The sequence below is a fragment of the Arcicella sp. BE140 genome (genome assembly GCF_031456255.1).
GTDB lineage: Bacteria > Bacteroidota > Bacteroidia > Cytophagales > Spirosomataceae > Arcicella > Arcicella aquatica.
In genome coordinates this window covers 41311-59411 of sequence record NZ_JAVDUE010000015.1, presented here as the reverse complement: position 1 = coordinate 59411, position 18101 = coordinate 41311, and the positions used below count along the sequence as shown (strand labels likewise).

Sequence of the window (18101 nt, the reverse complement as noted above, 5' to 3'; positions counted from 1 at the left end):
AAATATTACTAAGCGACTAACACTTAAACCAAAACTAAATTTTTATCTTTCGATACGTCCATCTAATAACTCAATTACTCGGCTACCATAAGTAGCATTTTTTTCAGAGTGAGTTACCTGAATAATGGTTACGCCTTCATCGTTCAATGTTTTAAATAATTCCATGATTTCTTGGCCTTGCTTTGAGTTCAGGTTGCCTGTAGGCTCATCTGCCAAAATCAAATTGGGTTTTGTAATAATAGCCCGAGCAATACCTACCAACTGTTGCTGTCCACCAGAAAGCTGATTGGGGAAGAGGTCTTTTTTACCTACAATATTGAACCTGTCTAGAATATCAGCTACCATAGATTTTCTTTCAGACGCCCCAATGCCATGATACAACAATGGCGTTTCGATATTTTCATACACCGTTAGTTCATCAATCAAATGGTAGGCTTGGAAGACAAAGCCAATGTGTTTTTTGTATAATTCTGCTCGTTGCTTTTCTTTGATTTTAAGCACGCTGTGTCCCATAAAAGAATACTCTCCTTCATTGGGTTCGTCCATCATACCAATAATGTGTAATAGCGTAGATTTACCCGAACCTGATGGTCCCATGATGGATACAAACTCACCTTGCTCAATAGTCAAACTTACATCACGTAAAACGAATGCTCTATTTACTCCTGAATTATACCAACGAAAAATGTTTTTGAGTGCTAACATATTTTTAATTTTATGAAAATTTCTTTGTTAAGCCCTAAAATCGGACTAATTATTTATTACCATTACTCCGTTTTAAGGCTTTTAATGGGATTAGTTAAAGCGGCCTTGAATGTTTGTAAGAAAACAAAAAAAGCAATCATCAGGCTAAAAAATATCGCTATTGCTATAAATATTTGCCAATTCAACTCAATTCTATAAGCATAACCTGTTAACCAACTGTTCATGCTAATTACTGCTAAAGGAAAGGCAATAACTATAGAGATACAGATTAATACGATAAATTCTTTCAAAAAAAGCATAACGATACTAATACTTGATGCACCCAATACTTTTCTGATGCCTAGTTCTTTGGTTCTGCGAGCGATACTCATTGACACCATTCCTAAAATACCCAATACTACAATAATAACTGATAAGAATGTGGCTAATTCAGAGGCTTTTTTTAGCTGTATTTCAGACTGATATAGCTTCTTGAGGGTATCGTCCATAAAAGTATATTCAAACACCGAGCCTGGCATCAATTCAGTCCATTTATGTTGAATGGCTGATAATGATTCAGCAATATTGCCTTCGCGAATTTTGAAAGATAAATACCTGAAAATAGTATTTTCTTTGACATTCATAAAAGCCAAAGGCGAAATAGCCTGATGCATTGAACCTAAATGAAAATCTTTCGTAACGCCAACTATCGTATAGCTTTGAGGGCTAAAATGTAAACGAACGATTTGCCCAATAGCTTGTGCTGGACTTTTAAACCCCAATGCCTTTACACCCGCTTCATTCAACACCATTTTCCCTGCCTGAAAGGATGATTCTTTGTTTTGAAAAAATACCCCCGCTACCATCGGGATTTGGTATGTTTCAAGGTATTTATCATCACTGGTTAAACTAGGAATATATATAGCTTGGGTAGAATCTTGTCCCATTTTATAAATACCGATGCTATTTTTTGAATTAGTCTCAGGAATTTCATAAGACAATGTAGCATTGTTTACTTCTTTTAATTTGGTCATTTCATTTCTGATAGTCTCCATTTTTTCCACCCCTTTCGGCGACCAATCCCTTGGCACTCTGGCTGTAATAATGGCTTCTTTATGATAGCCCAAATCTTTGGTAAAAAAGTAATTTACTTGTTTGGTAATGACGCTGGCTCCGACCCCAACAAAAAGAGCAATTGAAAACTGTGAAACAATCAATAATCGTCTGAAAAAAATATTTTCTTTAATCGATTTCAACTTACCTTTTAAAGAATCGATGGAAGGTATGTTTGATAAAACAAAAGCTGGATACATACCTGATAACAAACCAATCAATAAAGCTAACAAGATAGCAAATACAAAAAAGTAAGGCGTTATCGATAGTAATGATGGTATTGTCTTATTCAATATTTGTCCGAAAATGGGTTGAAATATTTCAAATAATATCAATGCCACCAGTAAACTTACCAAAGCAATTAAAATAGATTCGGCTAAAAACTGACGAATAATTTGTCCTTTCATGCTCCCAAGCATTTTACGAACACCAATTTCTTTAAGCCTTGTAAAAGAATTACCAATTGAAATATTGATAAAATTGACAATAGCCATTAATAAAATAAACAGCGCCGTCATGGTTAGCGTAAAGATTGTCTTTTTTACTATCCCATTGTTTGCTTCTCTATACACCTCTTTTACAGGTGTCAGATAAGGCAACAGGTTATCACTAATATTGGTAGGAGCATTAGCTTTAATTAACTTTGCCATAGGCTTAGCTAAGCTTTCGGGTTTTACACCTTCTTTCAACGTGATATAACCAACATTATAAGGATTGTTCCAAGTATTAAACTGACCTCTACCAAAATAATCACTGCTTTCAAAGGACATCAACACGGGTGATTTTGTGCTATTGAGCAAATTTGTAATGGAATTGGTCGCTAGCTTATCTAACACGCCCGTAATCATAAAATCTTTTTTACTCCCCGAAAATGATTCTACTGTTAAGGTCTTTCCTACCACATCCGATTGTCCAAAATACTTAATAGCCTGCTCGGCAGTAAGAACCATCGTATAAGGCTGGTTCAAAGCCGTTGTGGCATCGCCATGAAGTAATTTGAATCCATACATATTTAAAATAGTAGAGTCGCCAAGCTGTATCTCTTCTCTGAAAATTTTATCCTTGTTGGCAAACGTAGAAGTGATGCCATCAAAACGATAAAAGTTTTCTACCAAATGAGGATAATTTTCTTTAAGCGCTTCTGCCAATGGAGCAAGGGTTGCTATTTCCACACCCATATCAGCTTGTTTCCATTTGCTTTGAATCAGGTACTGATTATCAACATTCTTTAAATCAGCATTTACTTGTAGTTCTCCCCAAATGTAAGTGCCAATCAGTAATGTAAAGGTAATGCCAACAGACAACCCTAATATCGAAACCAATGAGTAAAACTTCCGTTTCATCAAGTTTCGCCATGCTATTTTAAAGTAGTTTTGTATCATAATTTCAGAAATTTATTATTCAAAGTGAAGATAGTCAGACTAATATACATTCTGATTTAGCTTAACTTTTTTTAACATTTCAATAGAAATTACTCCGTTCTCAAACTCTTTACAGGATTAGCAAAGGCTGCTTTAATAGCCTGAAAGCTGACTGTTAATAAGGAAATTACAATGACTGTGATACCTGTCAAAGCAAAAATCCACCAAGAAATTTCAATTTTATAAGCAAAATCTTGTAACCATTTTGTCATTGCCCAATAACCCAAAGGAAATGCAATAAGGCAAGCTATCAAGACTAATTTTAGGAAATCTATTGACAATAAACTTGTAATACTTATTACTGAAGCTCCTAATACTTTCCTGATACCTATTTCTTTGGTGCGTTGTTCTGCGGTGAAAGTAGCCAAGCCAAATAAACCAAGACAAGCTATTACAATTGCTATAAGCGTAAAATAAATAATAATACCAGCCGAACGTTCTTCTTTTTCATAATTCCTTTGGAAGTCTTGGTCAAGGAAAGAATATTCAAAAGGCGTGTCAGGGTTTATTTTTTTCCAAACTTTCTCTATATCAGCAATTACATCTTTGTAGTCTCCTTTCTGTACATTAGCTATTAAATAATGGATTTGGTCGTTACCCAAAAGTTTAATTAGCCCAAATGGAGATATGGTTTCGTGCAAGCTTTTATAATTAAAATCTTTAACAACTCCCACAATTTCTCTTGCGAAGAGTTGATTGTTTAACTGACTGTAAATTTTTTTACCAATGGCATTTTTACTACTAAAACCTAATTGTTTTATGGCAGTTTCATTTAAAACAATCGCATTACTATCCGCCTGTGGATTACTTGAAAGTGGTCTGCCTATCAATATTTTATAACCAAGTGTAGAAATATAATTGTCGTTTACTCTGGCAAAATGAATATCCACATTGTCTTTCATGGTATTACCTTGTGCATAAAATAGCTGGTCTTCAATTAATTGAATCCCAGGATAACTTGAACCAGCAGTTATTGAAACTATCTTTGGATTTTTCACCATTTCATTTTTTAGGGCTATATAGTTATTAGCCGATGTTATACTTTGAAATGGTAAAATAATCTGTTGATTTTTGTTGAAACCTAAATCTTGATTTCGTATTAAGTTCATTTGTTGCCAGATAATCACGACTGCTAAAATCAATGATATTGAAATAACAAACTGAAAAACAACAAGCCCTTTGCGAATAGCAACTGCTGAAATTCGATTGATTAATTTACCTTTTAGTACTTCAATAGGTTTGAATGAAGCCAGATAGAATGAAGGGTAAAGCCCTGCGAAAAATCCCGTGGAAAGTGTAATGCCAATAATCCAAAATAAGGTATTGGGGTTTTGGAACAGCATTAATTTCTTTTGAGTAAAATCATTAAAAACAGGTAAAAATAATTGGATGATTAATACTGCAATAAAAAGTGCAATAATACACATCATCAAGGATTCTCCCAAAAACTGTCTAATCAATGCACTTTGATAGGCACCAATTGCTTTTCGGATGCCAACTTCTTTCGCTCTTTTTTCAGCTCGTGCTGTTGAAAGATTCATGAAATTAATGCAGGCAATCAATAATAGAAAGGCTGCTATCGAGCTAAAAATGTAGATATACTTTATGTTTCCATTTGTAGAAATTTCGTTTCCAAAATTTGACTCTAAGTAAATATCTTTTACAGGTTGTAAAAAGAAATGTTTTGATACACCCAACGATTTTAGGTCTGCTCCTCCATTATGTTGAAAAAAAGCTGGCAGTTTTGCTTCAAAAGAAACAGGGTTTGTGTCTTTTTTTAATTTAAAATAGGTATGGAATATACTATTGATTGCCCAGTTGGTTTGGCTTTTTACCCACCCACCAATTTCACTATTTTGCATAGATAAAAATATATGAGCATTGATATGCGATTTATTTTCGGTTTCTTTAAATACTCCTTTTACAATATAATCAGATTTTCCATAAGGAATCTCAACGCTGATTGTTTTATCTATGGGGTTCTCATTTCCAAAAATTTTATAGGCAACTTTTTCTGATATAACTATGGTATTGGGCTGATATAAAGCTTTTTGAATATTACCATATTTGGACTCATAAGTGAATATTTTAAAAAAAGTAGAGTCTACATAATAAGCATTAGTTTCATAAAATTGCTTATTGATTTTAGTGTTTTTCAATAGCATTTTATCAATACCGGGAAGTTTCAAAAGACGTGTTGCTTGCTCTATCTCTGCAAAATCCTTCTTTAATGCATCCGCAACAGGTGCTGGAACCGACACCCATTTTTCTGTTTCAGTCTGGATGGCAATTCTATATAATTGACCTACTTGATTTAGATGTTTATCATAACAGAGTTCGTCAAAAACATACAAAATTATCAACATACAAGTAGCAAGCCCTACGGCTAATCCAACAATATTAATAAACGAATAAACCTTGTTTCTAACGAGATTTCGTAAAGCGATTTTCAGATAGTTTTGTAACATGGTTGTTTTTATTTTTAGGTTTATTTCATTGTAATGATATGTTACTCCGTCCTTAAACTCTTTACAGGATTAGCCAAGGCTGCTTTAATAGCCTGAAAGCTTACCGTTAATAATGTAATAACTAAGGCACCAAGACCAGCAAAAGCGAAAATCCACCAAGAAATATCTGTTCTGTAATCATAGCTTAGTAACCAATTGTGCATATAATAATAGGCAATTGGAGTGGCTGTCAAAAGCGAAATCAGTACGAGCAATACAAATTCTTTTGAGAGTAAAGTCCATAGATTCAGAACGGTAGCTCCTAATACTTTTCTGATACCAATTTCCTTCGTTCTTTGTTCGGCTACAAAAGAGGCTAGCCCGAATAAGCCTAAGCATGAAATAAAAATAGCAAGTACTGCAAAGAATGAAGTCAGTTTCCCAATTCTTACTTCATTAAGAAATTTTAGATTATATTCATCATCAGCAAACCAATAATCGAATGGAATATCAGGAGCATATTTTTTTAAAGTAGTCTCAATTTTTCCTAATGCTTCTGAGGAACTTACCTTGGGATTAATTTTGATATTAATGATATTTATCCATTTATAGTCTAATACAAAAACAGTACGTAAAGCAGGTTCATACGGTGAATTCATGACCATATCTTTTACTACGCCTAGTATTTTATAAGGTTTGCCGTCGATTTTCATGGTTTCACCAACTACTTGTTTGATGCCCATAAATTTTACTGCAGCCTCGTTCAATACAACCCCTGTAGAATCAGTTGAAAATGCTCTTGAGAAATCTCTCCCTTCTTTAAATTGCCAACCCACAGTCTTTCCGAAATCGTGGGTTACTGCTACTGTGCCAAAATTGCCTTGAACATTTGGGTCTTTGCCTTTCCAATCGTAACCATTATTAATTGCCCAAACGCCCGTTGTAGGACTTGAAGATTCAGACATTTCTGATACAGCACCAGTCTGTATCAAATCATTTCTGATGGCATTATAGTGCTGTAATAATTCAGGCGTGTTGACAAACATTGTTAATAAGCCTGAATTATTATAACCTATTGGACGATTTTTGGCAAATTGAATTTGGTTAAAGATAATAATCGTTCCAATGATTAAAGTAATTGAAACAGTGAACTGCAAGACTACTAAAACTTTTCTAGGCATTGAGGCAAAATGCCCGATTCTGAAAGTTCCTTTCAACACTTTAATAGGTTGAAAAGAAGATAAATATAAAGCTGGGTAACTTCCCGCAATAAAACCTGTTATTAAACAAAAACCTAAATCTAAAAGCCAAAAAACTGGGCTCGTGAACAGGATAACCATTTTTTTATCAGCTATTTCATTGAAAGCAGGTAAACTAAGTTCTACCAATAATAAGGATAGCACAAAAGCGATAAATACTACCAAGAAAGATTCACTAAGAAACTGAATGATTAATTGGCTACGCATTGAGCCAATGGCTTTTCTAACGCCAACCTCTTTCGCACGTTTTTCAGAACGAGCCGTACTTAGGTTCATAAAATTGATACAAGCCAATAGCAACACAAATATCCCAATAATGCCAAATAGCCAAACAAACTCAATTTTACCCCCTGTGTTTATGCCATTTTTAAACTCAGAATATAGATGCCATTTATTCATGGGATGTAGAAATACTTCCGGTTTAAAAGAAGCACCTGCTTTATCTACCTTAAGGAGTTTTACATCTTTTATTTTTGCAGAAACCTTATCCACATCCGCATTGTCAGCCAATTGTGCATAGGTTTGAAAGGCATTGCTTCGCCAAGGATTACTTAGCTTTTCATCCCAATTTTCATTTTTTATGTAAAGGTCCCAAGGAGCGATGAATGCTAAATCATGAAAATCGGAATTATAAGGAATATCTTCATAAACGCCAGTTACTTTTAAATCAAATCTATTATCAACTTTGAACGATTTGAATAAAGGATTTTCATTACCAAAAAATGCTTTTGCTGTAGATTCATCAATTAAGATAGATGATGGGTCTTTCAATCCATTATTTGTTCCTTTCAGCATTTTTAGGCTAAGCATTTCTGGTGCATCGGCTTCAAAGTATTCGCCTCGTATAGAAAGTTTTTTATCACCAAACTTCAAGATATGCTTTCTTCTTCCAGAAGACATTAGTACAAATTTGAAATCGCTTCCATATTTTTCACGAATTTCAGCACCTAGTAAATAGGGATTAGCTGTCTGCGTACCCACTTCGCCATTAAAGGTTTGATGTTGCATCACTTGTACAATTCTATCATAGTTTTTATGATATTTATTGAACGACAATTCATCATGAATCCACAAACCAATCAGTATTGCTACTGCCATACCGACTGCTAATCCACCAATGTTAATTATGGAATATCCCTTGTTTTTAACAAGATTACGAAAGGCGATTTTGAAATAATTTCTAAACATAATGATATGACTTTAGATTGATGACTAAAAGACTAAAGGTTTTTAGATTTGGTATTTTGACGAAAAAACACGCTAGATTCAAAAACTCCTAACTCTAAATCATTCTGTCCTTAGGCTCTTTACAGGATTAGCCAAAGCCGCTTTTACTGCTTGAAAACTAACCGTTAATAATGTGATAACTAAGGCTCCTAGTCCAGCAAAAGCGAAAACCCACCAAGAAATATCTGTTCTATATTCATATTTCTGTAACCAATTGTGCATAAAGTAATAGGCAAGAGGCGTTGCTGTAATGAGTGATACCAATACGAGCAATAAAAAATCTTTTGAAAGCAAAGTCCATAGGTTTAGTACCGTAGCACCTAATACTTTTCTGATACCAATTTCTTTGGTTCTTTGTTCAGCTACAAAAGATGCCAGCCCGAACAACCCTAAGCATGAAATAAAGATAGCAAGGGCAGCAAAAAACAAGGCTAGTTTTCCGATGCGCTCTTCGGTTTTGAATTTATTAGCAAATTCATCATCTGCAAATTTATAGTCGAAAGGAACTGAGGGAATATACTTTTTGAAGGTGGCTTCAATTTTTGAAATAGACTCGCTCGCACTTTTATTAGGATTCAACTTCAGGGTTATCCAATTTACATCATGTGAACTCAAGAAGTAAAAAGATTGCTTTACGGGTTTGTATGGCGACTGCATCAGCATATCTTTAATTACCCCAATAATGGTAAAATTTGATGCATTTTTACCAGTCCCCCATGTAACTGTTTTTCCAACAGGATTTTTAATGCCCATAAACTTTACGGCTGCTTCATTAATAACCAACCCTAATGAATCAGTAGAAAAATCTCTTGAAAAATCTCTTCCTTCTTTAAACTTCCAACCTACTGTTTTTCCAAATTCATGGGTAACTCTAATGTTTGCAAAATCTGTATCAAAATTAGGGTCTTTGCCTTCCCAAGAAAAACCACCAGAGTTTGACCATACTTCTGTTAATGGACTTGATGATTCTGCTAATTCAACAATAGCTCCAGATGCTTTTAATTCATTACGGAGCAAATCAAATTTTCCATAAAAATCTGGCGTTTTCATCAATATCATCATTAAGCCATCTCTATTATAGCCAATAGGTCTGTTTTTTGAAAACTGTACTTGTTTGTAAATGATGATAGTACCGATGATTAACGCTACAGAAACTGTGAACTGAAATATTACTAATACTTTGCGGGGAATGGCCGCAAAACGACCAGCCTTGAAAGTACCCTTTAATACTTTAACGGGTTGGAAAGAGGATAAATATAAAGCAGGATAACTACCAGCAACTAAGCCAGTGAGTAAACTAAAACCAAGTGAAAGAATCCAGAACAAAGGGTCTGTCCATAGAATCGTCATTTTTTTATCGGAAACCTCATTGAAGAAGGGTAGAGCAAGCTCTACAATAATGATTGAAAATATAAATGAAAAGGCTACTACCAATAATGACTCACTCAGGAATTGTGCAATTAATTGTCCACGAACAGAACCTATCGCTTTACGAACGCCTACTTCTTTTGCACGCTTTTCAGAACGAGCAGTGCTTAAATTCATGAAATTGATACACGCTAATAACAATACAAAAATACCTACAATACCAAACAACCAAACGTATTCTATTAACCCACCCGTATTTACACCATTTTTCCAGTTAGATTTCAAGTGCCAGTCAGCCATTGGTTGAAAGAAAATTTTAGCATCAAATCGTCTTTCTTCTTTAGGCAAATTGTTGAATTTTGAACGAAGTATTCGCTTATTGACAGTTTCAAAATCAGTATTATCGGCTATTTGAGCATATAATTGAAATGAATTATTATCCCATTGATTGTTATCTCTTGCTCTTTTAATCCAATCTTCTGAAGAAACGTATAAATCCCAAGGGGCAATGAATTTCAAATCTCTGAAAGTAGCATTAAAAGGTAGGTCTTCATATACGCCTGTTACTTTTACATTCAGTTTATTATCAATTTTCATGGTTTGGTTAATAGGGTCGGCCTCGCCAAAAAAAGCTTTTGCCGTTGATGCTGCAAGTAAAATAGAATTGGGCGTTTGCAGTCCTTCATTCGTTCCCTTCAACATTTTCAGTGACAACATCTTTGGGGCATCAGTATCGAAATAAATACCACCTTTAGATAATTGCTTGTCATTAGTAGATAAAATATGGTCTCCTTCCCACGAAGCCATGGCTAAATATTTAAAGTTATTGCCATATTTATTTTTAAGTTCAGAACCTATCGGGAAAGGCATCGCATTGCCTGTGTAAACAGTTCCATTTTCTGTTTGATGCTGCATTCCAACACCTATTTTATCATAATTTGTATGATATTTATTGAATGACAATTCATCATGAATCCATAAACCAATTAGCATTGCTACAGCCATACCAACTGCTAATCCACCGATGTTGATAAAAGAATATACTTTATTCCTAACAAGATTTCTGAAGGCGATTTTGAAGTAATTTTTAAACATAGCGTGATGAGGTTATTTTGATGGTAATATGTAATATATATTTTCAAAAACATAACCAAAAAATTATCTGTTTGATTTTCAGTAGATTATGTATTTTTACAAAAAAAGAAGTGTCCGTTTTCGGACACTTCTTGTGCGGTTTTGAACAAAATATTTAGCCTCTTTTATTCAGACCTTAAACTATTTACAGGATTTGCTAAGGCAGATTTAAAGGCTTGGTAGCTGATCGTTAATATCGTAATACATACTAAAAGAACTAACACCAATGCGAACATCCAGCCACCAATGTTGATTCGGTATGGGTAACTTTCTAAGAATTTACTGGCAGACCACCAAGCTAATGGAAATGCAAGTACTACCGACACAAACACTAATTTCAAAAAGTCTTTGGTTAGCATAGAAACGATGGCTAAAGCACTTGCACCAAGTACTTTTCTGATACCTATTTCTTTGGTGCGTTTTTCGGCAGAAAGCGTGGCTAAACCAAAAAGACCAATACAAGAAATAAACATGATTAAGATAGCCGAAAAGCTAATGATTTGCTTCCATTTTGCTTCTTTCTCATACTGTTTCTGGTTGATTTGGTCTTTAAATTCATAGATATAGGGCTGAGTAGGGCGTAGTTTTTTAAATACCTTTTCGATGTATTTTAAACTAGCAGGCGTATTGCTTGGCTTAATTTTGATATTCAGTTGCGCATACTGACTCATCTCTGGGTTGCTAGTAAATAATTGAGGCTTGATGGTTTCGTATAAAGAAGAAAAGTGATAGTCTTTCACTACACCTACTACCTGAAACTTTCTATTGCGCGAAAAGAAATCAACCGTTTGGCCGATTGGGTTTTTCCAGCCTGCTTCTTTGACAAACGCTTCATTAACTAAAATGGCTTGTGCGGTATCTGAAGGGAAGTCTTTAGAGAAATTTCTACCTTGTACCATCGGTATTTGTAAGGTAGGCAGGTAATCTTGATCAACAATATCAAAGGCAAAAGTCATGTCTTTTTTACCGTTGACACGCGCAATCGTATTCCAAAAGCCACCTTGACGTGGTGCTACGTTTTCAATAGCTGGATTTTTTAACAATTCTTGCTTAAAGGTCTGCGTTTCGGTGTAGGTCATTCTGCCAGTTGACAATTCTATGATATTATCGTCTTTATACCCTAAATCCTGTTTGACTAAAAAATCAAATTGAGCGTATAGAATCAAGGTAGCCATCATCATAAAGGCTGCTAACGAAAATTGAAAAACTACAAGACTTTTTTGTAAGAAACTACCCTTCGAAAGCTTAAAACGACCATATAGTGTATCGACAGGACTAAAGCTTGATAATACCAACGCTGGATAAATACCTGCCAAAAATCCTGTGAGGAGGAACAAGCAAAAATAAGCAGCAATCAGTTGAACATCAAAAAGGTATTTCAATGACAATGCTTTGTTTGATAAGCCATTGAAGATAGGTAAGGTTAGTTCTACCAAAACGATGGCTAACAGAAAGGCAATGAGGCTCAAGACAAATGATTCGCCCATGAATTGCCAGATAAGTTGTTTGCGGTCGCCACCTACTACTTTTCGGATGCCGATTTCCTTACTTCTTTTTACCGAACGGGCTACTGTTAGGTTTACAAAATTGATACAGGCAATCAGCAATAAAAAAATAGCCAACCCAATTAGAACATACGAATACATGGGATTACTTTCGTCTCTTAGCCCATTAGCTGCTCTGAACTCAGTAGAAAGGTGAACATCTAAAAAGGGTTGCAATCCATATTGTATGGTACTTTGGTAATTCCATTTTTCTTTCGCTTCAATCAATTGCCCTTTTGCTTCACGCGCATAAATACTGGCAAATTTTGCTTCTAAGGCCTTTGGGTTAGCAAAAGGTTTTAAGGTTACTATCGTGTTTAAATAAAAATTTATCCATTGGTCATCATGCGTTTTATCGCGGTGATATGGCATCAATAAATCAATCTTGATAGATGAATTCTGTGGAGTCTTTTTGGTAACAGCACCTACGGTAAAATCTTGAAATGTATCATCGTAATTAATAGACAATGTTTTGCCTAAAGCGGACTGTTTTCCAAAATACTTTTCGGCAACTTCCTCCGAAATCACGACAGATTGTGGGTCTTTTAAAGCCGTTTTAGCAGAACCTTCTGCAAAGTCAAAAGTGAAAATGGTGAAGAAAGAACTATCCACCTTCATGGCATCTTGTACCAGAATATCATTGCCTTTTTTGATATTATAACTTTCGCCTTGCATACGGACGTAGTTTTCAATCTCGGGCAATTGCTCTTTAAAACTAGGGCCAGGCATCATGCCTGTAATCCCAAATTTTTGTACTTTACCGTCTGGAGCAGTTTCAGTAGAGGTAATTCTATAAATCTGATTGACATTTTTATGGAAACGGTCGTAACTGACTTCGTCTTTGGTATAAAGCACGATTAACATACAACAGGCCAAGCCAATGCTCAATCCTGCAATATTGATAAACGAAAACACCTTATTGCGTCGGAGGTTTCGGATAGCTATTTTTAAATAGTTTTGTAACATCGCTTTAATGGGTTAGTTTTTATTCATTGCGGAGGCTCTTGATAGGATTCGCCACTGCTGATTTCAACGCTTGATAACTTACTGTAACGAAGGCTAACGCCATACTGGTTAAACTTGCCAACAGAAAGGTTTCCCAAGTCAGGGATATTCTAAAGACAAAGTCTTGCAACCATTTTTGCATAGCCCACCAAGCCAATGGAATGGCTATGAAGTTGGCAATGATAACAAGCCCTAGGAAGTCTTTAGAAAGGAGGAATACAATGTTCCTGATGTTGGCACCTAATACTTTTCTGATACCGATTTCTTTGTCTTTTTGCTCTGCCAAAAACGTAATTAATCCAAAAAGACCTAAACAAGCTATCAGAATAGCGATACTAGTGAAGCTGAAAAACATCTTTGACATACGTACTTCATCACTGAATGTCTTTTGAAAAGCTTCATCTAGGAAATAAAATTCAAAGGGCTTCTCGCTTTGATATTTTTCGTAGATGTTTTGCACTTGTGCCACTTTTGCTTGCACATCGGTTTTTGAGTCTAACCGCAGATAAATACAACCAGATAATGTTTCAGCAGGATTGGGGGCAGGTACTGAAATCATCAATGCTTCTATTTTTGATTTGACACCATTGTAGTGAAAATCTTTCATGATACCACCGACTATGGTTGTACCACTTCCGAGGTTCACAGATTTTCCTACAGGATTATCACCCAACTCCATTTGTTTTACAGCTACTTCGTTTAGATAGACTTTTGCTGTTAAGTTTTTATTGTCAATAGGTGCTTTCAGCCATTTCAAATCAACAGTATTAAAGAAATTTTCGTCGGTACTGATAGAAAATAATGTAACTTCTTTTTTTGAAATCAATGACTTAGTAAACCATGCATTTACGCCTTTGTATAAGGGCGTTGAAACGGTTGAAACACTTTTTACGCCACTTATTTGCTTGAGTTCATTGTTGAACAATGCGATTTTTGAGGCAGCACTTTCTTCAATAGGCAATACCAAAACTTGGTCTTTGGTTAGTCCCAAATCCATGTTTCGCATAAAATCCAGTTGTTTTTGTACTACCAAGGTGCAGATGATAAGGACTACCGAAACAGAGAACTGGAAAATTAAAAATCCCTTACGAACGATTGCACCACTCTGTTGGCTTGAAAACTTACCTTTTAGTACTTCTATCGGGCTGAATCTTGATAGAAAAAGCGAGGTGTAACTTCCAGATAATAGAATACTCAAGGCAAATATTGATAACAGTAAGCCTATAAAAAGAGGGCTTTTCATAAAAGAGGTATCTACCACCATGCCCAAAATGTCGTAAAATGGCTGACGTAGTATTTCTAATAACAAAAAGGCTAGTACAAAAGAACATAAACAATAGATAAAGGCTTCTACATAAAACTGCTTTACTAATCCTAGGCGTTCGGCACCCACTACTTTTCTGATGCCTACTTCCTTTGCTCTAATCGTGGCTCTGGCGGTTGTCAGGCTCATGTAGTTGAACAATGCCAGCACTAAAATCAATATCGCTATGCCCGAAAAAATCAAGGCAAATTTTGTGTTTGTTTTATCCGAAAAATTGCTTCCGTTATGAAGTTTATCAAATTGTTCAAGTGAATAGGTCGCCGTTTCATCAAATCCTCCTGATAGTTTACCCGCTTTAATAATCGTCTTTTCTACTTTAGAGACAGACTGCTGCTTATTCAATAATAAAAAGGTTTCAAACGAACCCGCACGCTCCCAAATTGATAGCTTAGAGGCATCTAATTTGGGAAAAGTAGATATAGGAGTAATTAATTCAAACTGAAAAGTTGAATTAGAAGGCATTTGAGCCATAACACCCGTCACTGTGAAAACTTGTTTGCCTTCTAGCAATAACGTTTTTCCGATAGGGTTTTCATTGCCAAAATATTTTTTCGCAACCTTCTCTGAAATGACCAAACTGAAAGGATTGTTCAAGAACGATTTATCATTGCCTTGTAAGGTTTTAAAAGTAAACACTTTGAAAAAAGCAGGGTCAACGAATGAAAGCGATTCTTCTTTGAATTTGATTTCAGGATGAAGTGCATTTTTGAAAGTAATATTCCTTTCATTGTTTATTCTGATAAACTCTTCTACTTCAGGGTTAGCTTCTTTTAATAATTCACCCAACTTCGCATTCATCGCTGTAAACTGAACAGTTTGTTCCCCGTATTTACTCACCGATAATATTCTATAAATTCTATTACCTTTTTCGTGAAATTGGTCGTAGCTAAATTCATGCGAAACAAAAAGTAAAATCAGCATGGCGGCGGCTAAACCCGTAGCCAGTCCACCAATATTCAAGATTGAATACAGTTTATTACGCCATAAATTCCTAAGGGCTATTTTTAGATAGTTTTGTAGCATGATATTTATGATTTAAAGATTTCAGGACTAAATGACTGTAGAATTTTAGATTTGGGATTTTGAGTTTAAATGAAAATACTCCTCACACTGCATTCAAAACTCCCAATTCAAATCATTCTGTTCGTAAACTTTTTACGGGATTCGCCAAGGCAGCTTTAATCGCTTGATAACTAATAGTCAACAAAGCAATGAGGACAGCTAATACTCCTGCCAATACAAATACCCATGCGTTAATATCAATTCGATATGCAAAATCTTGTAGCCACTTGTCCATGAGCCAATATCCTAACGGAAAAGCTAAACAGCAGGCTACTAATACCAATTTGAGGAACTCTTTAGAAAGTAAGGTTACGATTTGTTGTACCGAAGCACCTAGCACCTTGCGAACCCCAATTTCTTTAGTACGTTGTTCAGCCGTGAAAGTGGCTAAGCCAAATAATCCTAAACATGCCACAAAAATGGTCAGTCCTGAGAAAATACTTAAAATGACACTTATTTTCTGTTCGCTCTGATACGTTTTTTCAAATAACTCGTCCATGAAAGAATAGGCAAAAGGCTCTTCTGTATTAAACTTTTGCCATTGATTTTTCAATGAAGCCAACAAACCTTCTACATCTTTGCCTTTTACTTTGATGGTTAAACCATAAGTTTTTTCAGAAACCATCAACAAAGGTGTGATACTTTCGTGGAGCGATTTAAAGTGAAAATCCTTCACAACGCCAATGATTCTATACGTAATTTTCAAGCCTTCGTTATTTTTTAGGCGAGTAATGGTATGTCCAACGGCATTTTTACCCCAACCGAAGGCCTTTGCTGCTGTTTCGTTGATAATCATTGCGGTAGAATCCGTTGCAAAATCTTTAGAGAAATTCCGTCCAGCAATTATTTTCATACCCATCGTTGGAATATACTGGTCGTCTATTTTGTACTCCAACGTTCGCATTATTTGCGAATCATCGCCGTCAGGATAGCCAAGAGAATTATTTGAATCACTCGGTCCGGCTGGTAAATAACCAGCACTGGTTACGCTCAATACTCTTGGGTCTTGTAAAATTTGCTGACGAAATACTTCTTCATTTTTCCCCATCGACCAAGTATTTCGGATGATGAGTAATTGGTCTTTGGCATAGCCTAAATCTTTACTTTGAATAAACTTAATTTGCTGATATACCACCGTTGTACCGATGATTAGAGCAATAGAAATAAAGAATTGAAAAACTACCAAACCACTTCTCAGACTGATACTTTTTCCTGCCAATTTGAATTTGCCTTTCAGTACTTCCACAGGATTGAAAGAAGAAAGGAAAAAAGCTGGATAACTGCCTGCCAAAACGCCAACCAATAAACCAAAAAGTAAAAAAGCAAGAAGTAGGAGAGGGTTTTTGAGGAAATCTAATTGTAAATCTTTTTCGGCTAAATCATTGAAAATTGGCAATGCTAATTGTACCAACATCAAAGAAAGTAAAAGTGCAACGATGCTTAAAAGTACCGATTCAAATAAAAACTGGGTAATCAAATCTTGTTTTACAGAACCCAATACTTTACGAACGCCTACTTCTTTGGCACGTTTGGAAGCTCCAGCCGTAGAAAGGTTCATGAAATTGATACAAGCGATGAGTAACATAAATATCGCAATCGCTCCGAAAATATAAACATATTGAATGTTTCCGCTGGCTTCTATGCTACCAGTATAACCAGCGTCTAAGTGAATACTGGTTAAGGGTTGAAGGAAAAGTCCAAGTTGATTGCCTTTCTGTAAAAACTGCGAAAGGCTCATACCCATGGCTACTTGGATTTGAGGCCCCATATATTTTTTAATGACTTGGGGCAATTTGGCTTCTAGTTTTTTATAATCATACCCTTCTGGTAGCACCAAATATGTGAAGAATCCTGAGGTCATCCATGAATCAATCTTTGCATCTTTTACACTTGCCATAGAGCCAAAAATATCAAAATGGAAGTGCGAATTATGCGGTACTTTATCGATAAGTCCTGTTATTTTATAATTCTCATTCCAACTTTTGATAAATAGTACCTTGCCGATAGGGTCTTCGTTACCGAAATATTTTTTGGCTAATTCCTTTGTGATGACAGCCGTATTGGGTTGAACCAAAGCCGTTTTAGCATCACCTTTCAAAAGAGGCAAAGTAAATACTTGGAAGAAATTGGCATCTACAGAAGCAAAAGAGTTTTCTTTGAATTTCTTGTCGTGATACACGATTTCAGGCGAACCACTGGTGCGTAAACGAGTAGCATCTAAGACTTCAGGGTAGTCGTTTTTCAATACTTGTGCTGTTGGGGGCATCACATTGGCTTCGTTGATTTTTCCATCATTGATAGAGGCTTTAAAAACAACACGATATATTCTGTCGGCTTTTTCATTAAATCGATCATAGCTTAATTCATCATAAACAAAGAGCATGATGATAAGGCAAGTAGCAATTCCTAGAGCCAAGCCTACGACATTAATTGCTGAGAAAGTCTTGTTTCTAAGCAAATTACGAATAGCGATTTTTAAATAATTTTGTATCATGATTATATGACTTTAGGAC

General features: G+C 35.4%; 8 protein-coding genes. All 8 read right to left on the bottom strand.

Annotation, left to right across the window (positions count from 1 at the left end):
• Nucleotides 1-42 precede the first annotated feature (42 nt).
• Nucleotides 43-705 carry an ABC transporter ATP-binding protein gene (locus J2Y60_RS18770; protein ID WP_309922420.1) on the bottom strand — a complete coding sequence of 221 codons (663 nt, stop codon included), beginning with the start codon at nucleotides 703-705 and terminating at the stop codon, nucleotides 43-45.
• 62 nt (nucleotides 706-767) lie between these two features.
• Nucleotides 768-3179, bottom strand: coding sequence for an ABC transporter permease (locus J2Y60_RS18765; protein WP_309922418.1), 2412 nt, complete (start codon nucleotides 3177-3179; stop codon nucleotides 768-770).
• 89 nt (nucleotides 3180-3268) lie between these two features.
• Nucleotides 3269-5686: an FtsX-like permease family protein gene (locus tag J2Y60_RS18760; RefSeq protein ID WP_309922414.1), complete on the bottom strand. Its 2418-nt coding sequence runs from the start codon at nucleotides 5684-5686 to the stop codon at nucleotides 3269-3271.
• 41 nt (nucleotides 5687-5727) lie between these two features.
• Nucleotides 5728-8112 carry an ABC transporter permease gene (locus J2Y60_RS18755; RefSeq protein ID WP_309922412.1) on the bottom strand — a complete coding sequence of 795 codons (2385 nt, stop codon included), beginning with the start codon at nucleotides 8110-8112 and terminating at the stop codon, nucleotides 5728-5730.
• A gap of 99 nt (nucleotides 8113-8211) precedes the next feature.
• Nucleotides 8212-10614 (bottom strand): ABC transporter permease, encoded by a 2403-nt coding sequence (locus J2Y60_RS18750; RefSeq protein ID WP_309922409.1) that lies wholly within the window; start codon nucleotides 10612-10614, stop codon nucleotides 8212-8214.
• A gap of 164 nt (nucleotides 10615-10778) precedes the next feature.
• Nucleotides 10779-13163: an ABC transporter permease gene (locus tag J2Y60_RS18745; protein ID WP_309922406.1), complete on the bottom strand. Its 2385-nt coding sequence runs from the start codon at nucleotides 13161-13163 to the stop codon at nucleotides 10779-10781.
• 19 nt (nucleotides 13164-13182) lie between these two features.
• A complete protein-coding gene (locus J2Y60_RS18740; RefSeq protein WP_309922402.1) occupies nucleotides 13183-15549 on the bottom strand; it encodes an ABC transporter permease in 2367 nt (788 codons plus the stop codon).
• A 112-nt stretch (nucleotides 15550-15661) separates the two neighbouring features.
• The gene (locus J2Y60_RS18735) at nucleotides 15662-18082 is read right to left on the bottom strand and encodes an ABC transporter permease (RefSeq protein WP_309922400.1); all 2421 of its coding nucleotides are present in this window, start codon (nucleotides 18080-18082) and stop codon (nucleotides 15662-15664) included.
• Between the last annotated feature and the right edge of the window lie 19 nt (nucleotides 18083-18101).